The organism is Mesorhizobium loti R88b (assembly GCF_013170845.1).
GTDB lineage: Bacteria > Pseudomonadota > Alphaproteobacteria > Rhizobiales > Rhizobiaceae > Mesorhizobium > Mesorhizobium loti_B.
In genome coordinates this window covers 905,929-922,815 of the sequence record NZ_CP033367.1, presented here as the reverse complement: position 1 = coordinate 922,815, position 16,887 = coordinate 905,929, and the positions used below count along the sequence as shown (strand labels likewise).

16 protein-coding genes and 1 tRNA gene are annotated in these 16,887 nt (G+C 63.5%); 8 read left to right on the top strand and 9 right to left on the bottom strand.

Features of this window, described 5'->3' with window-relative positions; translation table 11 throughout:
• Positions 1-44: 44 nt before the first annotated feature.
• On the top strand, positions 45-665 hold the full coding sequence (locus EB235_RS04340) for a 2,3-bisphosphoglycerate-dependent phosphoglycerate mutase (protein WP_027032181.1): 621 nt from the start codon (positions 45-47) through the stop codon (positions 663-665).
• A gap of 141 nt (positions 666-806) precedes the next feature.
• Positions 807-891: transfer RNA gene (locus EB235_RS04335), tRNA-Leu, on the top strand.
• Between the two features lie 82 nt (positions 892-973).
• Here EB235_RS04335 and EB235_RS04330 read toward each other — a convergent pair.
• On the bottom strand, positions 974-1,912 hold the full coding sequence (locus tag EB235_RS04330) for a hypothetical protein (RefSeq protein ID WP_027032182.1): 939 nt from the start codon (positions 1,910-1,912) through the stop codon (positions 974-976).
• 155 nt (positions 1,913-2,067) lie between these two features.
• On the opposite strand from EB235_RS04330, the gene EB235_RS04325 reads away from it, so the two are divergent.
• A complete protein-coding gene (locus EB235_RS04325; RefSeq protein WP_051429734.1) occupies positions 2,068-3,090 on the top strand; it encodes a hypothetical protein in 1,023 nt (340 codons plus the stop codon).
• Entirely contained in the window at positions 3,090-3,986 is an 897-nt protein-coding gene (locus EB235_RS04320) for a class I SAM-dependent methyltransferase (RefSeq protein WP_027032183.1), read from the top strand. The genes EB235_RS04325 and EB235_RS04320 overlap by 1 nt, the downstream gene beginning before the upstream one ends.
• Before the next feature lie 4 nt (positions 3,987-3,990).
• Here EB235_RS04320 and EB235_RS04315 read toward each other — a convergent pair whose 3' ends face one another.
• The 5 genes from EB235_RS04315 to EB235_RS04295 all read right to left on the bottom strand — a co-directional run bounded on the left by EB235_RS04315 (position 3,991) and on the right by EB235_RS04295 (position 9,949).
• Positions 3,991-5,883, bottom strand: coding sequence for a tripartite tricarboxylate transporter permease (locus EB235_RS04315; RefSeq protein WP_027032184.1), 1,893 nt, complete (start codon positions 5,881-5,883; stop codon positions 3,991-3,993).
• 51 nt (positions 5,884-5,934) lie between these two features.
• Complete coding sequence (locus tag EB235_RS04310; protein WP_027032185.1) at positions 5,935-6,915, bottom strand: hypothetical protein; 981 nt, start codon at positions 6,913-6,915, stop codon at positions 5,935-5,937.
• A 225-nt stretch (positions 6,916-7,140) separates the two neighbouring features.
• Positions 7,141-8,127 (bottom strand): hypothetical protein, encoded by a 987-nt coding sequence (locus EB235_RS04305; protein ID WP_171878130.1) that lies wholly within the window; start codon positions 8,125-8,127, stop codon positions 7,141-7,143.
• Complete coding sequence (locus EB235_RS04300) at positions 8,117-9,679, bottom strand: CHASE2 domain-containing protein (protein WP_027032187.1); 1,563 nt, start codon at positions 9,677-9,679, stop codon at positions 8,117-8,119. The genes EB235_RS04305 and EB235_RS04300 overlap by 11 nt, the downstream gene beginning before the upstream one ends.
• The gene (locus EB235_RS04295; RefSeq protein ID WP_027032188.1) at positions 9,680-9,949 is read right to left on the bottom strand and encodes a hypothetical protein; all 270 of its coding nucleotides are present in this window, start codon (positions 9,947-9,949) and stop codon (positions 9,680-9,682) included.
• A 184-nt stretch (positions 9,950-10,133) separates the two neighbouring features.
• Here EB235_RS04295 and EB235_RS04290 point away from each other — a divergent pair, with 184 nt between their 5' ends.
• From EB235_RS04290 to EB235_RS04280, 3 genes are all read left to right on the top strand, one after another.
• Positions 10,134-11,876, top strand: coding sequence for an FAD-dependent oxidoreductase (locus EB235_RS04290; RefSeq protein WP_032925717.1), 1,743 nt, complete (start codon positions 10,134-10,136; stop codon positions 11,874-11,876).
• Between the two features lie 14 nt (positions 11,877-11,890).
• Positions 11,891-12,199, top strand: a complete 309-nt coding sequence (locus tag EB235_RS04285) for a UBP-type zinc finger domain-containing protein (RefSeq protein WP_027032189.1) — start codon at positions 11,891-11,893, stop codon at positions 12,197-12,199.
• A gap of 208 nt (positions 12,200-12,407) precedes the next feature.
• Positions 12,408-12,959 (top strand): cytochrome b, encoded by a 552-nt coding sequence (locus EB235_RS04280; protein ID WP_245268867.1) that lies wholly within the window; start codon positions 12,408-12,410, stop codon positions 12,957-12,959.
• 39 nt (positions 12,960-12,998) lie between these two features.
• On the opposite strand, the gene EB235_RS04275 is transcribed toward EB235_RS04280, so the two are convergent.
• The 3 genes from EB235_RS04275 to EB235_RS04265 form a co-directional block, all read right to left on the bottom strand.
• The gene (locus EB235_RS04275; protein ID WP_167334837.1) at positions 12,999-13,172 is read right to left on the bottom strand and encodes a hypothetical protein; all 174 of its coding nucleotides are present in this window, start codon (positions 13,170-13,172) and stop codon (positions 12,999-13,001) included.
• Between the two features lie 102 nt (positions 13,173-13,274).
• Entirely contained in the window at positions 13,275-13,454 is a 180-nt protein-coding gene (locus EB235_RS04270) for a hypothetical protein (protein ID WP_032925721.1), read from the bottom strand.
• A 96-nt stretch (positions 13,455-13,550) separates the two neighbouring features.
• Positions 13,551-15,590 (bottom strand): transcriptional regulator, encoded by a 2,040-nt coding sequence (locus EB235_RS04265; RefSeq protein ID WP_027032191.1) that lies wholly within the window; start codon positions 15,588-15,590, stop codon positions 13,551-13,553.
• A gap of 204 nt (positions 15,591-15,794) precedes the next feature.
• Between EB235_RS04265 and EB235_RS04260 the strand changes: the two genes are divergently transcribed.
• The gene (locus tag EB235_RS04260; RefSeq protein ID WP_027032192.1) at positions 15,795-16,883 is read left to right on the top strand and encodes a PLP-dependent cysteine synthase family protein; all 1,089 of its coding nucleotides are present in this window, start codon (positions 15,795-15,797) and stop codon (positions 16,881-16,883) included.
• The last annotated feature ends 4 nt before the right edge of the window (positions 16,884-16,887 follow it).

The window sequence follows — 16,887 nt, the reverse complement described above, 5'->3', positions numbered from 1 at the left end:
ACCGCTTCACACTTTTCCTGGAATTGCTCTTGTAGGGAGCAAAAATGTCGAGAACTCTCGTGCTCGTGCGCCATGGCCAGAGCGAATGGAATTTGAAGAACCTGTTCACCGGCTGGCGCGATGTCGACCTGACCGAGCAGGGTCATGCCGAGGCCAAGGCGGCAGGTCAAAAACTCAAGGCGCGGGGCCTGAAGTTCGACATCGCCTTCACCTCGGCGCTGACCCGGGCGCAAAAGACCTGCCAGCACATTCTCGACGCGGTCGGCCAGAGCGACCTGAAGACCATCCGCGACCAGGCGCTGAACGAGCGCGACTACGGCGACCTCTCCGGCCTCAACAAGGACGATGCTCGTCAGAAATGGGGTGAGGAGCAGGTGCATGTCTGGCGCCGCTCCTATGACGTGCCGCCGCCCGGCGGCGAAAGCCTGAAGGACACCGGCGCCCGCGTCTGGCCCTACTATCTACACGATCTGCAGCCGCACGTGCTGCGCGGCGGCACGGTCCTGGTCGCGGCGCACGGCAACTCGCTGCGCGCGCTGATCATGGCGCTCGACGGCAAGTCGGGCGAGGAGATCGTTAAGCTCGAACTCGGCACCGGCGTGCCGGTCATCTACCAGCTCAACGCCGATTCCACCGTCGCGTCGAAGGAAGTGCTGGAGGGCTGACGGTTGCTGAGCCGGCAAGCGGAGCCTGCCGCCCTGGCTGGACCATGCGCTTTTGCCAAAGCTGTGATTCCAGCTTTCGGCGTCATGGTCCAAAAAGCGCGTTGACAGCAATCGCTTGCCCGCTTACATGAGCCCGCACCAGCCCAGATGGCGGAATTGGTAGACGCGCACGGTTCAGGTCCGTGTTCCGCAAGGAGTGGAGGTTCGAGTCCTCTTCTGGGCACCAAATTCCCGTTTCGAGCCGTTAGATGGTTCAGACGCATAAGAAAAAGCCCGGTTCGTCCGGGCTTTTTCTTTAGGAATCGCCGTCAGACAGCCAGTCGGCGCGTGGCCTCGATAGAGGTTTCCGCGATGATGTCGAGCGCGCCGAACTGTTCGTAGAAATTGAGGCCGAACTGCTTCTGTATGTTGCGCCCGGCCGCTCCGCACAGCATCCAGCTGTTGCCGGACGGATTGAGTTCGAGAAGGAAAAGTTCGCCCGTCTCGGCGTCGCGCAGGATGTCCACGCCGAGTGATGGAATGGTCGGGAAAACGGCATGCGCGCGAACGGCAAGCTCAAGTACGTCCTGGTCCGTGGTGAGCGCAATCGTGCATCCCTTGGCCGAGGCTATGATCGATGCCCCAGGAGCCGCCCGAAACCCATCGGAACCACTCAATGGATTGAGGTCGCGCCTGCCCTCATACTGGATGGCGGCCAGAGGCCTGCCGAGATAGGTGAGGACCCGATAGGCCGTGGGCCATGGACCGGTATGGATATATTGCTGGGCGATCATCGCCGCGCGTCTGCCCGGGTGATCTTGCGGATAGTCGGATGGGGCGGTGTAGCGCACCCGCCCGGTTTTGGTTATGCGCACGAATGCTCCGCGTTTGCCACGCGAAGGTTTTACAACCACGTACGGACCCCACGCTGCGGGATCGAGTTTTGTCCCTGGCGCGATTTCGGTCCACCTGGGCACAGGAAGCCCCGCGGCTTCGAGAGCAGATACTTCCTCGATCTTGCCCATGCGCTGATGGACGAGGCGCGTTCCGCGGAGCGGCCCGAGCAATTTAAGCCGATCCAGCTCGATGGAGAGGGTCGGCCTGATGGCAATCGTTGGCGTTCGCAACGTCGTCAGCACCGATGCCGTGGACAGCACGCTGACCTTGATGTCTTTCGCGCGCGCCTCGATCAACGTGGCCGCGGCCCGGAAATCCCCAATGGCTTCCTTCTTTGGGAAGCAGTAGAACGCCAAATTGAACTGCGGCATGCCGGGTTTCACTCGCCATAAGAGCGTGGGTTGCAAGACGTCTCGGACCTGTTTCAATTAGCAACGAACCACCCTGCAGCGCCAACGCAATTTCTGCCGGTGGGGCTATATAGGAAAATACTCTGTCGAGGGTCCCGAAGGAGAGAAGCTTTCGTATGATCGTCTACGTCGTCACGGCCCGGTTCAGCACGACAATCCAGCGGTTGATCCATGGCCTCGGGGCCGAAGCAAAAGGGCTGCTGTCCTACATCACCTATGAGGAGATGTTTTTCGAGCGGGCGACACCGCTCGCGCATCACATCTTCACCGACTTCGATCGGCTGTCGCGCTATGAACTGGATTGCGCGGCGACAGTGGCCTTGAGACTGCAAGCGCAAGCGCCTGAAGTCCGCATTCTGAATCACCCGCTGCACGCTCTCGAGCGGGTCCCGCTGCTCCACAAGCTCAATATGCAAGGCATCAACGACTTCGCCGTCCAGCGTCTTGATACCGGGGCGAGACCAACAAAATATCCGGCTTTCCTGCGCGCCGAGGACGGATATGGCGGACCCGAGACAGGCATTCTGCGATCCGACGCGGAGTTTGATGACGCGATAGCGCAGATGCAGCGCAATGGCAGGGCCCTGAAGGGACGGATCGCCGTGGGCTATGTCGGCGAACCTGACGAGAAGGGCTTTTATCGCAAATATGGCGCCTTCAATGTCGGCGGCGCCATTGTGCCGCAGCATTTGATGCGCAGCGAGCAGTGGGTCGTCAAAAAGAACTCTGCTGCGATCGGCCCCGCCGAGGCCGAGGAGGAGCTCGATTTCATCCGCCGCAACCCGCATGCCGACCACCTTGCCAATGTCTTTCGCATCGGCGGTCTCGATTTCGGGCGCGTCGATTACGGCTTCCATCAGGGGCGGCTGCAGGTCTACGAGATCAACTCCAATCCAAGCTTTCCAGACTTTGCCAAGAGCGATGGCCGCAGCGAGCGGCGTCCGCTGATCCGTGAGCGCTTCTTGAGCGCGCTTTGCGCGATCAACACGCCCCACCGGCGCGGCAGGGTCGGCTTTCCCGAGACAAGGCCGCGCGCGCACGATCTGCACTTGCCGCGCGCGCGGCTTCCATTCAGCCTGGGCCGTTATCTTCTCGACCGCGTTACCGGGCGCGCCAAACACAGCAAGGAAGAACGCTAGTGTCAGCAACCAGCACGCTTGCCGATCCCGTCACCTATGGCGAGGATCTGCCGGGCAATCTTCAACGGGTGCTCAAGATAGCACCCAGCCACTGCGCCGACTGCGCCGACTACCACATACGCAGCGTCGCGCATCGCACGACCGGTGAACGCTTCGGCATAGACCTGGATCGCCCTGAGCTGGTGGCCGTCATCTCAGATATCGTCGGGCGTGGCCTGTCGCGCCAATCGCGCCTCGACATCGTCATCGCCGGCTCGGCCGATACCGGCGTGCTGGCCACGGTGGCACACGCCGTAGCCTTGCTTGGAGACGAAGCGCTGCGGCGGTGCCGCTTCACGGTGCTGGACCTTTGTCCAACGCCGCTGCTCCTGTGCGAGCATTTCGCGGATGAACATGGCCTCGATTTCGACTATGCGGCGGTCGACCTGACCGCGCCGGGCAGGAAGTTTCCGGCCGACATCGTTGTCATGCACAGCGTCTTCCGCTTCATAGACAGCCGCTTGCAGCCGGCCGTGCTTCAGGAGTTGGGTTCGTGGTTGAAGCCCGGCGGCTCGATTGTCTTTTCAAACCGCATCAAATCGGCCTCCAGCGAGGAGTCGGAAGCCGACCTTGCCACCCGCGGCGCTCGCAACGAGCGTTTCGCTGCTATGACCGCACAAGGAGAGATTGATGTCGCGGAAGGCCGCGCAGCGATCATGGTCCGGCTCGATCGCTCGGTGCGCGATCATGAAGGCCGCGCCGGCGAGTTCAGGACCGCCGACGATCTGAAAACAATGCTCGAAAATGGGCCGCTGCCGCTTGTCCGTTTCGACGAGATCGTCCGTGAGATCGGCGGCGACGGACGTCCGCGCTTCATGCGCAAACGCGTGCTGGCGGTGCTCAGGGCGCCGGGCTGATCGCTCAGCGGAACAGCCCGGTTCCAAAAACCCCGAACCGCAGCGGCGTGCCTATCAACCCTTCGACCATCAGAACCTGGAAGAGGCCGACGGCGATCAGGACCGCCGGCATCCATGTCCAGCGCTCCGCGAAGGTCTTGCGTGCCAGCAAGAGGAAGCCCATCGAAGCCGGCATCAGCCCGAGGAGCGGGGCGGCCGCGACAAGCAGCGCGAAGGCAAGACCCATCGGCAACGACATCGATGGCGCCGGCGCCGGCGGTTCACGCCGGATACGCAACACTGTGAACAGCGATGCGCCTATCAGGATCAGGGCCGACGCAATTGGCGCGATCTTCGAACTCGCGGTGAAATGGCCAGCGTCGGCAATGGCGCAGAGCCCGAGCAGCGCCATGGCGCCCAACACAATGAAAGCGACCTCCCGAGAGCGCTTCGTTGCGGTCGCCACGCCCTCCTGCGGGCGCCTCAGGCGCCACAGCACCACCAGCAGCGCGGCGCCCAGGATCAGCACACCCGGCCGCAAGATCGCCTCCGGGCCGAAGACCTGCATGGTTTTCGACAGCGAGTTTTCCACCATCGGCCCCATGACGAAGCCGAGCAGGAAAGGCGCGCGCGGCAGCCCTGCAAGATAGAGCGCCACACCGAGCACGCCGCCTGCGGCAAACTGCAGTGGATCGAATACGTCCGTCGCCGTGCCCAGTGCCGCGGTAACGACGGCGACCAGCGCGAAGGCAGCGATCGCCTTGGGCCTTAGCCCGGTAAAGCGCACCAGATGGGGCACGACCAGCAGGAACAGCGGGATGGTAAGCAGGTTGGCGAGGATGACGGTCCAGGCAAAAGTCATCGCCGTCGGCAATTGCGTCGTCAGCATCGTCGGCCCGACATCGAGGCCGAGCATGGCGAAGCCGCCGAGCAGGATCGCCATGCTGGAGCTGCCGGGAATGCCGAGGAAGATCGTCGGGATCAGCGCGCCGCCCTCCTTGGCGTTGTTCGCGGCCTCCGGCGCCACCACGCCGGCGATCGCGCCCTCGCCGAACGGCACATCGCCTTTGTTTCGTGCCGACGCATCGGCATAGGCGATCCACACCGCGATGCTGGATCCGGCACCAGGCATTATACCGACGATGATGCCGATTACCGTCGATCGCAGCATGATCATCTTGTGCCGGAACGCTTCCGCCATGCCCGAAAGCATTCGGGGCAGTTCGGCGATCGTCGCCGGCAGTCTTTTGTCGTCCTTCCCGCCGGCAAGCGCCAGCATTTCGGGAATGACGAACAGGCCGCCGACTACCGCGATCGTATCGAGGCCGTCCCAAAGTTCGAGCCGGCCGAAGGTGAACCGGGCTTGCGCGGTAAGCGCGTCGATACCGACGGTGGAGGCGAGAACGCCGAGCGCGGCAACGGCCAGCCCGGCGCTCGGCTGCCGGTCGGACAATGAGGAGACAAGCGCCAGCCCAAGCAGCGAGAGCACCAGGAATTCCGGCGCACCGAGGCTGCCGACGATCGGGCGCACCACGGGTGCGGCGGCCATGAACACCAAGGCGCCAAGCACGCCGCCGACCGATGACGCGGACAGGCTGGCGCCAAGGGCTTCGGCGCCCTTTCCCTGGCGCTGCAGCTGGAAACCGTCAAGCGCGGTCGCGGCCTCCGAAGCCGAGGTGGGCAGGCCGTAGGCGATAGGGGTGATCGAGCCGGACGTGTGGACGACGGCATGCAGCGCGATCAGGAACACGGCGCCGCCAACAGGATCGAACAGCAGCGCCAGCGGCAAAGCCAGAAGCAGCCCGATCCTGCCGCCAATGCCGGGCACGATGCCGGCGACGAAGCCAAGGCTCACGCCAAGCAGCACCGCCGGCAGCAGATGGAGGCTGAACAGGCTTTGTAAGGCGCTGAGAATCAAGCGGTCATTCCCGGTTCCTGGCCTCTATGGCGGGAAGGATGCGTCGTGGGTTCAACAGGACCGGTCACCGTCCGCGCGTCGGCGGCCGCAATCGAGCGCGGCGACCAGGCTGCCGCGCAATGCCTGCTTGCGCGAAAGCAGCGCCGTTATCTTTTCCTGAACCGCCGCACCGGCCATCGCGTCGATCTTCAGTCGCAACGTCTTGGCCTCGGCCAGAAATTCAGGGGAGGCAACCACCTTGTCGAAAGACGCGCGCAGGATTGCCAGGTCGGCATCGGCAATGGACGGAGGCGATGCGATCCAGCGGCCGAGATTGTTCGACAGCTCGATCATCTCGACGAGGTCGGCGAAATTGGCCGGCGCAATATCCTTGAGCAGAGGCACGGATGCCGGCACCGAAGGGTTCGGCACCGTATTGAGGCGCAGCAGCACGACGGCGTCGCCGCTATCGATCATCTTCGATTGGCTGGGGTAGGACCCAACGATTACCTGACCTTCGCCACTGAGAAAGGCGAGGCTGCGTTGCGCTCCGTCATAGCCGGGCACAGGCTTCATCGGCAGGCCAAGCAGCGCATTGAGCATGAAGCATTCCGACGCGCTGCGCGAAACAATGGTGCTTGCCGGGAAGATCGCCGGCTCCGTCCGCTCCGACAGCGCCTTGATCGATTTGATGCCGCTTCGCGCGCTTGCGATCAGGATCCGCTCATCGACCGCCATCTTGCCGATCCACTTGAAGGCGGCAAGACTTATGGTCGAGGGGTCATCCTTCTCGATCTCCGAATTGAGCAACGCACTCTCGAACAATCCAATGGTCAGATCGCCCGGTGCGGCCTCCGCTATGCGCTTTGCGGCAAGCCTGCCGTCGGCGGTCGGGACAACCTCGACCGTCAGCCGCGCGCTGGGAAGCGCAAGCGCCAGATGTTTTGCGAACAGTCGCGCATAGGCTTCATAGCCGCCGGCTCCCTCATTGCCGATCAGAAACGAAATCCTGCGCCCGTCGAGCGCTTGCGTCCGGCCAATGGCTGGAACCATCAGCAACCCCGCCCCAACGGCCAGAAGGCGACGCCGGGACAGCCGTCCAGCTACTCTCGTATGTGTCAAATCTTCCCCCAATGCACCAACCACCCAGCAACAGCTTACCCTACGGCGATGGAATTGGCATTCACAACGGTACTCCTTTCGCCGACTTGTGATCGCCTACGGGTTTTAGAGTACTGCCTTTCGCCACCCGAGCCCCAACAGAGGAACATTTGGTTCCTAAGGTTTTTTAACCGTGTTCTCCACGCCGACCAGCGCCTTTGCGAAGAAGTTGCCCTCGGTGGAAAGCGCCAGGAGTTGCGAAATCGCTTCCACACGCCAGCTGGTGTCGGGCCGGCGGAGCAGGAAAATTGCCTGCTCGATCCTGTATTCCGGACTTGCCGCGAGATCCGCGGCGCCGCTTTTAAAGGCCGGCACGTCGGCATGCTTCACGACCGCGAAGGGCAAGGTAAGCTCCAGCCTGTTGCGCCCCTTGACGTTAAGCGAATATTCGCCCGCCGGCAGCTGGGACAGATCAAGTTCGGTGTGCAGTTCGCTCGTCGTCACCGAGATTTCCGGCGTATCCGTATCATCCGGGAGCCGAAGGATGGAGACCGCATAGGGCGGGGCACTTCCGGCCCAACGCAGATAAAGCGGATGGCTGCCATCGACCGATTGATGCCCGATGTCATGACCGCCTGGCATGACAAGATAGGTCGACGGATCGCCGCTGCGCGTGTCGCCTATGACCGCAGCGGCGTCGTCGCGCGCGGATTGCCAGTCCTGGCCTATGAACTCGCCAAAAAAGGCCAGGAGCCGGCCAAATTCGGATGGCGCTGGTACCTCCGGGATTTTGATCACGGCAGGAAAAGCGACTGGCTGCGAACTGTTGTCGGGCATCTGGATCTCGGCGCTCATGCCGGCGCCGGGCCTGACGATGTCACCGGATTGCAGGAAACATCCCGCCGCGACCGCCTGGATGTCGGAACCGCGTTCAACACTCAGCCAGGGCTCGGCCCCCTGCTGCCGTTCGACCTTCCGGACCAGCGCGCGCGATTTGTCGGTCAGGTCGCAAAACCCGGAAGCGGTATCTTGCGCCAGCGCCGCGCGGTCGGGCGCGATGATCGTCAGCACAAGCGCCCCTGCCGCGCAAAGGGTGGTGAACCGAAGTCCTTGCGGGTCCTGTTTTGCCCTGCGGCACAAGTGCCCAACCGGATCAATGTCCATCATGACCTCCCTGGCCCGGCGCAAGGCTCCTCCGCGCCCAGAGCAACGCCTCCGTGATCGCCTCGCGAATGGCGTGCAGCACCGAAGACATGCCTTCGATTGTCACCGCAAGCACGGGCGACAGCACGCCGATGGCAATCCCCGACTGCGACAGGCTGGAAAAGGCATGCCACGTTCCGATTGAAAATATCACGATTACCGTCAAGACGATCGACACCATGGCAAAGGAGATATTCAGGACGTGGGCGAGGGGCTTTCCGACGCGGCCCGCCAGCCTGTGCCCGGCAATGTGACAGACAGCACCGATGACGCTGGCGATGCCGATCAAAATCAGCTCCCAGCCCCAGCCGTCGTGTTCCTCCACCAGAAGCCCCTCAGTGAAAGCGCGAACCGCGTTGGCATGGATCATGGCTCCAGGCATGCGGCTTTCCAGGGGTACCGACCGAACATCGCCGGACGCCAGATAGCTGCCCCCGATGATGACCGTCGCCCCGTCGATCAGCGAGGGATTTTCCTCCAGCCGCTGCCGAAGTTCGGCCGCCTCGACAATCTGAAGAGCGTATGGTGCGTAGCCAAAAGACTGGGCGTTCGGAATACCCCCGCCCCAGGGCAACGAAAAAACAATTCGCGCCTTTGCATCAGCTTCGTCCGTACCCGGCTCGTAAGTGTGCCCACCGATCGTCAGCCCGCCCTTCGGACAGTCCTCGGGCTTGGCGTGCGATGCGGGAAAAAGGCAAGCCAGAACGCCGGGATCGACCCTGCCGTCCAACAGCGCCGCTCCGAGAAGGCCCATCCCTGCCAGTCGTTGCTCTGGTTCGGGCTTTATCGTCTGGACCATGTTCCACTTGTAGACCGAGCGAATTACGTTGTCGGTGTCAGGGCTGAGAAGCGGCGAGCCGAACCAGAGGTTGGGTGGCGCATGCGAGGCAACAGCGGCACCGCAGGCGGATCCGTCCAGTATCGATGGATAGGCACGCACAATCGGTTTTGCCGTACCGACGGCCTCGGGAATTGACGGGCGAACCGCGACGACCGGTACACGGTTGGCCAGCATGTAGACTTGGCCGCAAAGCTGCTGGTCGGCACCGTTCGCGCCCGCCGGTTGCGGCGCCAGTTCTATATCGAGCAAAACCAGCCGCATTGCCTTGCGACCGGAATTGGCTGAGAGCAGCGAACTCACCAGGTCGGCGAGTTCCCCGCGTGGTGTCGAAAAACCCGCCGAACAAGGCTCATTCAGTTTCTGAGCCCAGAGGTGACAGCTCGCTTCGCCGATGTCCACGAACACAAACCGGTTGGAGGCGGGACCAGCCAAGGTTTCTCGCGCCAGGCGGCGCATGATGAGATCCGACGTGCCGCGATCAAGCGATTGAACCGTATCGGTATGCCGAAACAGGTTCATCAGCAGCGCCACGATCAGCGCCAATACGCAAAGCAAGGCCCATTCGATCGCAAATGCCTTGATGAGGCCTTTCCAATACGCGAACCGCACTCCCGAAGACACGACTTCCGTTCCGTCCTCGGTACTCGAGTCTGGAACAGGCGTGCCGGCCATCTATTGCCCTCGACTGACGCCAAGCCGCCCCAAAGGGCCGGCGGCTCTGGCATGTGCGTCTTGAATTGCCTGCTGACATGCCCGGCGCTCACCGCTGCCCACCAGCAGCGCGACAAAGGCGGCAAGCCGAGTATTCTTCATCGGGAAGCCCCAAAACAACCCAATGCGTTTATCGCAAGCGTTGATGACGCTTTCAAGGCCGGGCTCGAAAGGAGCGCTCAAATACCAGAATCCACCTGATCGCATCTGCTGGGTGATTTCGCCAAACATGGTTTGCGGCCAGCATCTCAAAGAGCTCAAGACATCAGCTCAGTATTCCTGGGCTGGATTCCGGCTGGATTCCTCGACACAACACAAGGACATGGGCCGGTAGCAGGGCCGCCGAACCATTCTCCCGGCTAGGCACTGAACAAACCGCTTCAAACCGAGCCACGGCTTCGCTACGCTCACAGCCATGTCTCAATCCTCCACCGCAATCTTCGGCGCCCGTCGCGACCAGGCCTTCCCGACGCTGACCGAGGCTGACATCGACCACATGCGCCGGTTCGGCGACGCCAGCGCCTATGCCGCCGGCGAGCACATCATCAGGGCGGGCGATGTCGCGCCCGGCCTGATCGTCGTCCTGTCGGGCACGGTGGATATAACCCAGGATGGCGGACTGGGGCGGCGCGAGACGATCGTCACCCATGGTCCGGGCAGCTTCGTCGGCGAACTGGCGCAGCTTTCGGCTCGGCCCTCGCTGGTCAATGCCGAGGCCGCCGAGCCGGTCGAGGCCTTCGTCATCCCTTCGCAGCGCGTGCGCGACCTGATGGTGCAGGAGGCCAATCTCGGCGAGCGCATCATGCGGGCGCTGATCCTGCGCCGCGTCGGGCTCCTGGAAAGCGCCACCAGCGGGCCGATCATCATCGGACCATCAGGCAATGGCGACGTGCTGCGGCTGCAAGGTTTCTTGGCCCGCAGCGGCCAGCCGCACCGTGTGCTCGATTCCGGCAGCGACCCTTGCGCGAAAACCCTGGTCGAACGCTTCGACGTCGATCCTCATCATCTGCCCGTCGTGCTGTGCCCGAACGGCAGGCTGCTGATGAACCCGAGCGAGAAGGACCTCGCCCGCTGCATCGGCCTGCTCAGGCCGATCGATGCCGATACACTGTATGACGTTGCCATCGTCGGCGCCGGGCCGGCCGGACTGGCGGCGGCGGTCTATGCGGCCTCCGAAGGCCTGTCGACCATCGTGCTCGATTGCCGTGCCTTTGGCGGGCAGGCGGGCGCCTCCGCGCGTATCGAGAACTATCTCGGCTTTCCCACCGGCATTACCGGCATGGCTCTGATGGCGCGCGCCTACAACCAGGCGCAGAAATTCGGCGTCGAAATGGTGATCCCGGACGAGGCGAAGCTGTTGAGTGCCGCGACCGACAATTCAGGCGCGCGTTATTTGCTCGATGTCGGCGACGGCGAGACGGTGCGCACGCGCAGCGTGGTGATCGCCAGTGGCGCGCGCTATCGGCGTCTCGATGTCGCCAATCTGTCGCAGTTCGAGGGAACGTCGGTGCATTATTGGGCCTCGCCCATCGAAGGGCGGCTTTGCGCGGGGCAGGAGGTGGCGCTGGTCGGTGCCGGCAATTCGGCTGGGCAGGCGGCGGTCTACCTGGCCAGCCACGCGCGCAAGGTGGCGCTGCTGGCGCGCGGCGGCAGCCTCGATGCAACCATGTCGCGCTACCTCGTTGAGCGCATCAGGGCGCAACCCAACATCGAGGTGCTGACCCAAACCGAAATCGAGGCGCTGGAGGGCGAGGAGGGCAATCTTGCCACGGTCCGCTGGCGCAACCGCGTCAGCGGCGAAGAAACGACGCGCTCGATCCGCCACCTCTTCCTGTTCATCGGCGCCGACCCGAACACCGACTGGCTGGCGCACTGCAATGTGGCGCTCGACGCCAAGGGTTTCGTCCGCACCGGATCGGAGCTGGGAGCGGAGCACGGCTTGATGGAAACCAGCCGCAGCGGCGTGTTCGCCATTGGCGACGTGCGTTGCGGCTCGGTCAAGCGCGTTGCGGCGGCCGTCGGCGAGGGTGCCCAGGTGGTCGCGGCACTGCATGCTTATCTTGCGCAGGACGGTGGCCACGCCACGGCGCCTCAAAGTATGATCCCTAAAAGTGGGACCCGGTTTTCGGGACAAGATCATACTTCAACAAAGAGATAGTTCGGGAGAGTGTGATGGCGGATGAATGCAAGCATGCAGCGGGGATCAAGGACGTCACGCCGAGCGCGCTCGGCTGCGAGGAATGCCTGAAGAGCGGCTCGTGGTGGGTGCATCTGCGGCTTTGCCGCACCTGCGGCCATGTCGGCTGCTGCGACGACTCGCCCAACCGCCACGCGACAAAACATTTCCACGCCACCAGCCATCCCATCATCGAGGGCTATGACCCGCCGGAAGGCTGGGGCTGGTGCTATGTCGACGAGGTTTTTCTCGACCTCGGCGACCGCACCACCCCGCAGAACGGTTCGATCCCGCGCTTTTATTGAGGTGCGCCAAGAAACCCGATGAAGAAGCCCGGTTCGTCGGGCTTCTGTTTGGCTGCCGCATGGCGCCTTTCGGTTACCCTGTTGTCAGCGAACCGACAAGTTGCGTGTTCCAGTGTCCCCGGCAGCACGAACGTTCTTTTCAAAAAAGGATCGTCTCCGGACAAAGCTTTGACATGATGGCGGCTAGTTTAGAACCATTCAAAACCGGATGGCTCGGATGACCCCTACCTATACAAGCGCGCAGAAAGCCCTTCATTGGGCGGTGTTCCTGCTGGTCATCGGTCTTTATGGCCTGACCTACGTGGAGGAGCTCTTTCCGCGGGGCGATCCCGGTCGCGCGCTCGTCTGGTGGCTGCATATTTCGTTCGGGCTGCTGCTGTTCTCGCTGGTCGTCATCCGTATCGGCCTGCGTCTGACGCTGGGGACACCCGGACTGCCGACGGAAATGTCACAGCTTGAACGATGGGCGGCGAAGGTCGCGCACCTCTTGCTTTACGCCCTGTTGGTGGCCATTCCGGTTCTTGGCATCCTGCTGACCTGGTACCGGGGTGACGCCTTGAGCTTCTTCGGCCTTTTCACCATCCCGGCGCCGGTTTCACCGGATCGCGACACGGCCAGATCCATCAGGGAGCTGCACAGCCTCTGCGCCAATTCGATCCTCATCCTGGCCGGAGTGCATGCGGCGGCGGCGCTGTGGCATCATTTCATCCGAAAGGACGACGTGCTCAGGCGAATGCTGCCGGAAAGCACCGGCTCCTAGGCCGCTTCCCAATCGACGGGCGCAGGCCATCTTTATCGGTCAGTCCCGCTTTGGTTTCACTGACGTGGGCGTCGGATTGTCGACGCTGTTCTCGTTCACCTGGAAGGCTTTGCCATCGACCTTCTTCTTCTTCAGGTCGTCGCCGGTCTCGGGCTGCGGCGGGCGCTTGGGATTTTCTTTGCTGTTGTCGTTGATGTCGAAAGCTTTGGTCATCATGTCCTCCAGGGGCGGGCCTGGAAGACAATGTGCGACGGCGCGCGGGGTTCCGCCGGTAAAGGCTCGACCACAGGTGCTGGGTACGCGCTGCCTGGTGGCTTATCGCACCGACCCGGTGACCGTCCGGTCGACATCGGGAACGGATTTGCGGTCGTTGCCGGCAAGTGCTGCAATGATCAGCAGGCTGGCAACCACGGGAACGAACAGGACGGCGACGCGGGCCTGTACATGAAGAATGGCACGCCATTCGCTGCGCTTGTCGGGGCTGTCGCTCATCATACTCACTTTGCCATGGACCCTCCGGGAGGTCACATAGAGGTGAACGGTTAAGCAACTCCTTCCGACTTCGTTAACGGTTGGATTTCGAGCGCGACTTCAGCCGAGCCCGATGCGCCTGGCGCCTTGCCGGAACAGCGCTTCGGCATCCGGCTCGAAGCGGAAGGTGCCGATGAAATCGTCGGCGCGATAATCAGGCAATGTCTTGCGGATGGCGGCGGCAAAGCCGCGCGCCTCGTCGAGCCGGCCGGCCAGTGCCAGGCAGTGCGCGGCGATCGCCAGGATGATGGTGTGGGCGTTCGGCCTTGCCGCAGCCTTCAGCGCCCAGTCGGCCGCCTCGTCGAACTGGCCGAGCCGAACATGCGACATGGCGCGCGCCCCCAGCATGCCGAACAGCAGCGGGTCGAAGGGGCTCAAATGGCGCGAATGGTCGGAGGAGTTTATCGCCGCTTGCGGGTCGCCCGACTGCGAATGGACGAAGGACAGCGCGTAATGGCCGAGCGCGAAATTCGGGCTGAGATCCACCGCCCGTTCCAGTTCGCAGAGCGAGCCGTCCTGCTCGCCGCGCAGCCACAGCGCCCGGCCCATCGCCCAGTGCGCGGCCGGATTGTGGTCGTCGACCAGCAGGCTGTGGCCGGCGCTCTCATAGGCCAGCGCGCTCTCGCGGTCGCGGTCGCCCCAGCGCTGGAAGGCATTCTGCCAATGGGTGAAGGACAGGCCGGCATAGGCGCGGGCAAAGGTCGGGTCGAGCCGCAAGGCCGTGGCGAAAAAATGCTGCGCCTGTTCGTTTTCGGCTTGGGTGAAGCGGTACATGTGCCACAGGCCGCGGTGATAGGCCTCCCAGGCGGAGAGCGAATTGGGCGCCTTGAGCATGGCGCGGTTGCGCTCCACCGTTTCGATCTCGGCCGAGATCGACGAAACGATGCTGTTGCCGATATCGTCGAGCACGGCAAAGATGTCGTCGGGCCGCCGCTCGAAGGTCTCGGCCCAAACGATCCGGGCCGTGCGCACCTCGATCAGTTCGACGCTGACGATCAGCCGGCCGGCCGTGTTGCGCACCGTGCCGGTGGCGACATAGTCGACGTTCAGCCTGCGGCCTGCCTCTTCCGGCGCGATATTCATCTGCGCCAGCGCAAACACCGATCCACGCGCGATGACGAAGAAATCGCGGAGCTTGGCAAGACGGGTGATGATGTCGTGGGTGAAGCCGTCGGCGAGGCCGCCGCGTGTGCCTTCGCTGGCGTCTTCGACAAACGGCATCACCGCCAGCGACGCCTGGCTTGGCTCGACCGTGCCGGCATCATCCGATGTGGCCACCAGTTGCGCTCGTGTGGACAGGCAGGCGGGTTGCGCCTTGAGCGGGCTGCCGGACCGTTGATCGCGGATTGCCTGCCAGGCAGCACGGAGCGGGGCGACATCCAGCGCTTCCGACTGGAACAGGCGAGCAGCCGAAGCCAGATGCGCCTCGGCGGCGCCGATGGCACCGCGCTCCGCCAGATTGGACAGGAGGGCCAGATGCGCGCGCGTGTCGAATGGCGCCAGCTCGACCCATTTGTCGAGATGCCTGGACGTATCGGGTGAACCCGCTGGATGGTTTGCGGCAAGCTGTTCCAGCACGGCGGCGTGGCAGGCATGAAAACGCCGGCGTTGGGCGATCAGCCAGCTGTCGAAAAGCGGGCTGCGCTCAAGCACGAGGCCATCGAGCAGATCACCGGCAAAAAGTCCGGCCAGCGTCTGCAGCCGCTCCATGTCGAGCGTGCCGATCCCTTGCGCGGCGGCACGGCTGATCTCCAGCGCATCGACAAGGCAGCCGTCGAGATCGATCGCGACCGTATCGCCTTGTGTTATGACCCGGCGCCGGTCAGGCATGTCGAGAGCGCCGCGCAATTTGCTCAGGCACCAGCGCAGTTCGCCGCGGGGGTCGTTGGGCACATCCCACAAGAGCTCGCACAGGCGGCTGCGCCCCACGGCGTGTGGCGCCAGCGCCAGATAGGCCAGGAGTGCACGCAGCTTGCGCGACGCCGGCAGCGCTATTGGCGCACCGTCGCGCAGGATTTCCAGCGGTCCGAGCAGACGCACGGACAGGCCCGGTGTGCCGCCGGCCAGTCTCGATGGTGCGGATTCCACGTCCGTTTCCACGCCTGCTCCCACGCTGGCCTGTTGGCCCTTGCTCTATCACCAAACACGACACGGCGCATCCGGTGGCGAATTTCCGCGCCGGATACCACCATTGCCGCAGTGCCGGCATGTCAGTCCTAGCGCGGCAAGGTCTCGAAACCTCGCCGCCCAAGCCGCCGGTTTGTAACCGGCCTGTGAAGATCAACACGATCGAGGAGATCAACGATGTTGAACAAACAAAAAATCCGGACCACGGCCGGGCGCGGCCGTCTGTTCGACAGCATTCTGGACACGGTCGGCGACACGCCGGTGATCCGCATCAACAATCTCGCACCGGCTCACGCGACGATCTACGTCAAGGCCGAGTTCTTCAATCCGGCCGCCTCGGTGAAGGACAGGCTGGCGCTCAACATCATCGAGGAGGGCGAGCGCAGCGGCGCGCTGAAGCCCGGCCAGACGGTGGTCGAGGCAACCAGCGGCAACACCGGCATCGGGCTCGCCATGGTCTGTGCGCAGAAGGGCTATCCGCTGGTCGTCACCATGGCCGACAGCTTTTCGGTCGAGCGCCGCAAGCTGATGCGCATGCTGGGCGCCAAGGTGGTGCTGACGCCGCGCGCCGAAAAGGGTTTTGGCATGTACAAGAAGGCGGTTGAGCTGGCCGAGGCCAATGGCTGGTTCCTCGCCCGCCAGTTCGAAACCGCCGCCAATGCCGCCATCCACGAGGCGACCACGGCGCGCGAGATCATCAATGATTTCGCGGGCTCGCGGCTCGACTGCTTCGTCACCGGCTATGGCACCGGCGGCACCGTCGTCGGTGTGGCGCGTGTGCTGCGCCGCGAACGGCCGGAGACCCGCATCGTGCTCTGCGAACCGGCCAATGCCCAGTTGGTCGGCAGCGGCAAGGCGCAGCAGCGCGGTGCCAATGGTGCCCCTGCAGCCAGCCATCCGGCCTTCGAGCCGCATCCGGTGCAGGGCTGGACACCGGACTTCATCCCCAACGTGCTGCAGGAAGCCATCGACACCAGCCTCTATGACGAGGTGATGCCGATTGCCGGGCCCGAAGGCATCAAATGGGCCAAGGCGCTGGCGCAGAAGGAAGGCATCTTCACCGGCATTTCCGGCGGCGCCACCTTCGCCGTGGCGCGGCAGGTCGCTGAGAAGGCGCCGGCCGGATCGGTGATCCTGTGCATGCTGCCCGACACCGGCGAGCGTTACATGACGACGCCGCTGTTCGACGGCATCGAGGCCGAGATGGATGCCGACGAGATGGCGCTGTCGCGCTCGACGCCCGGCTGCCAATTCCCGGCGGCCTGACGGG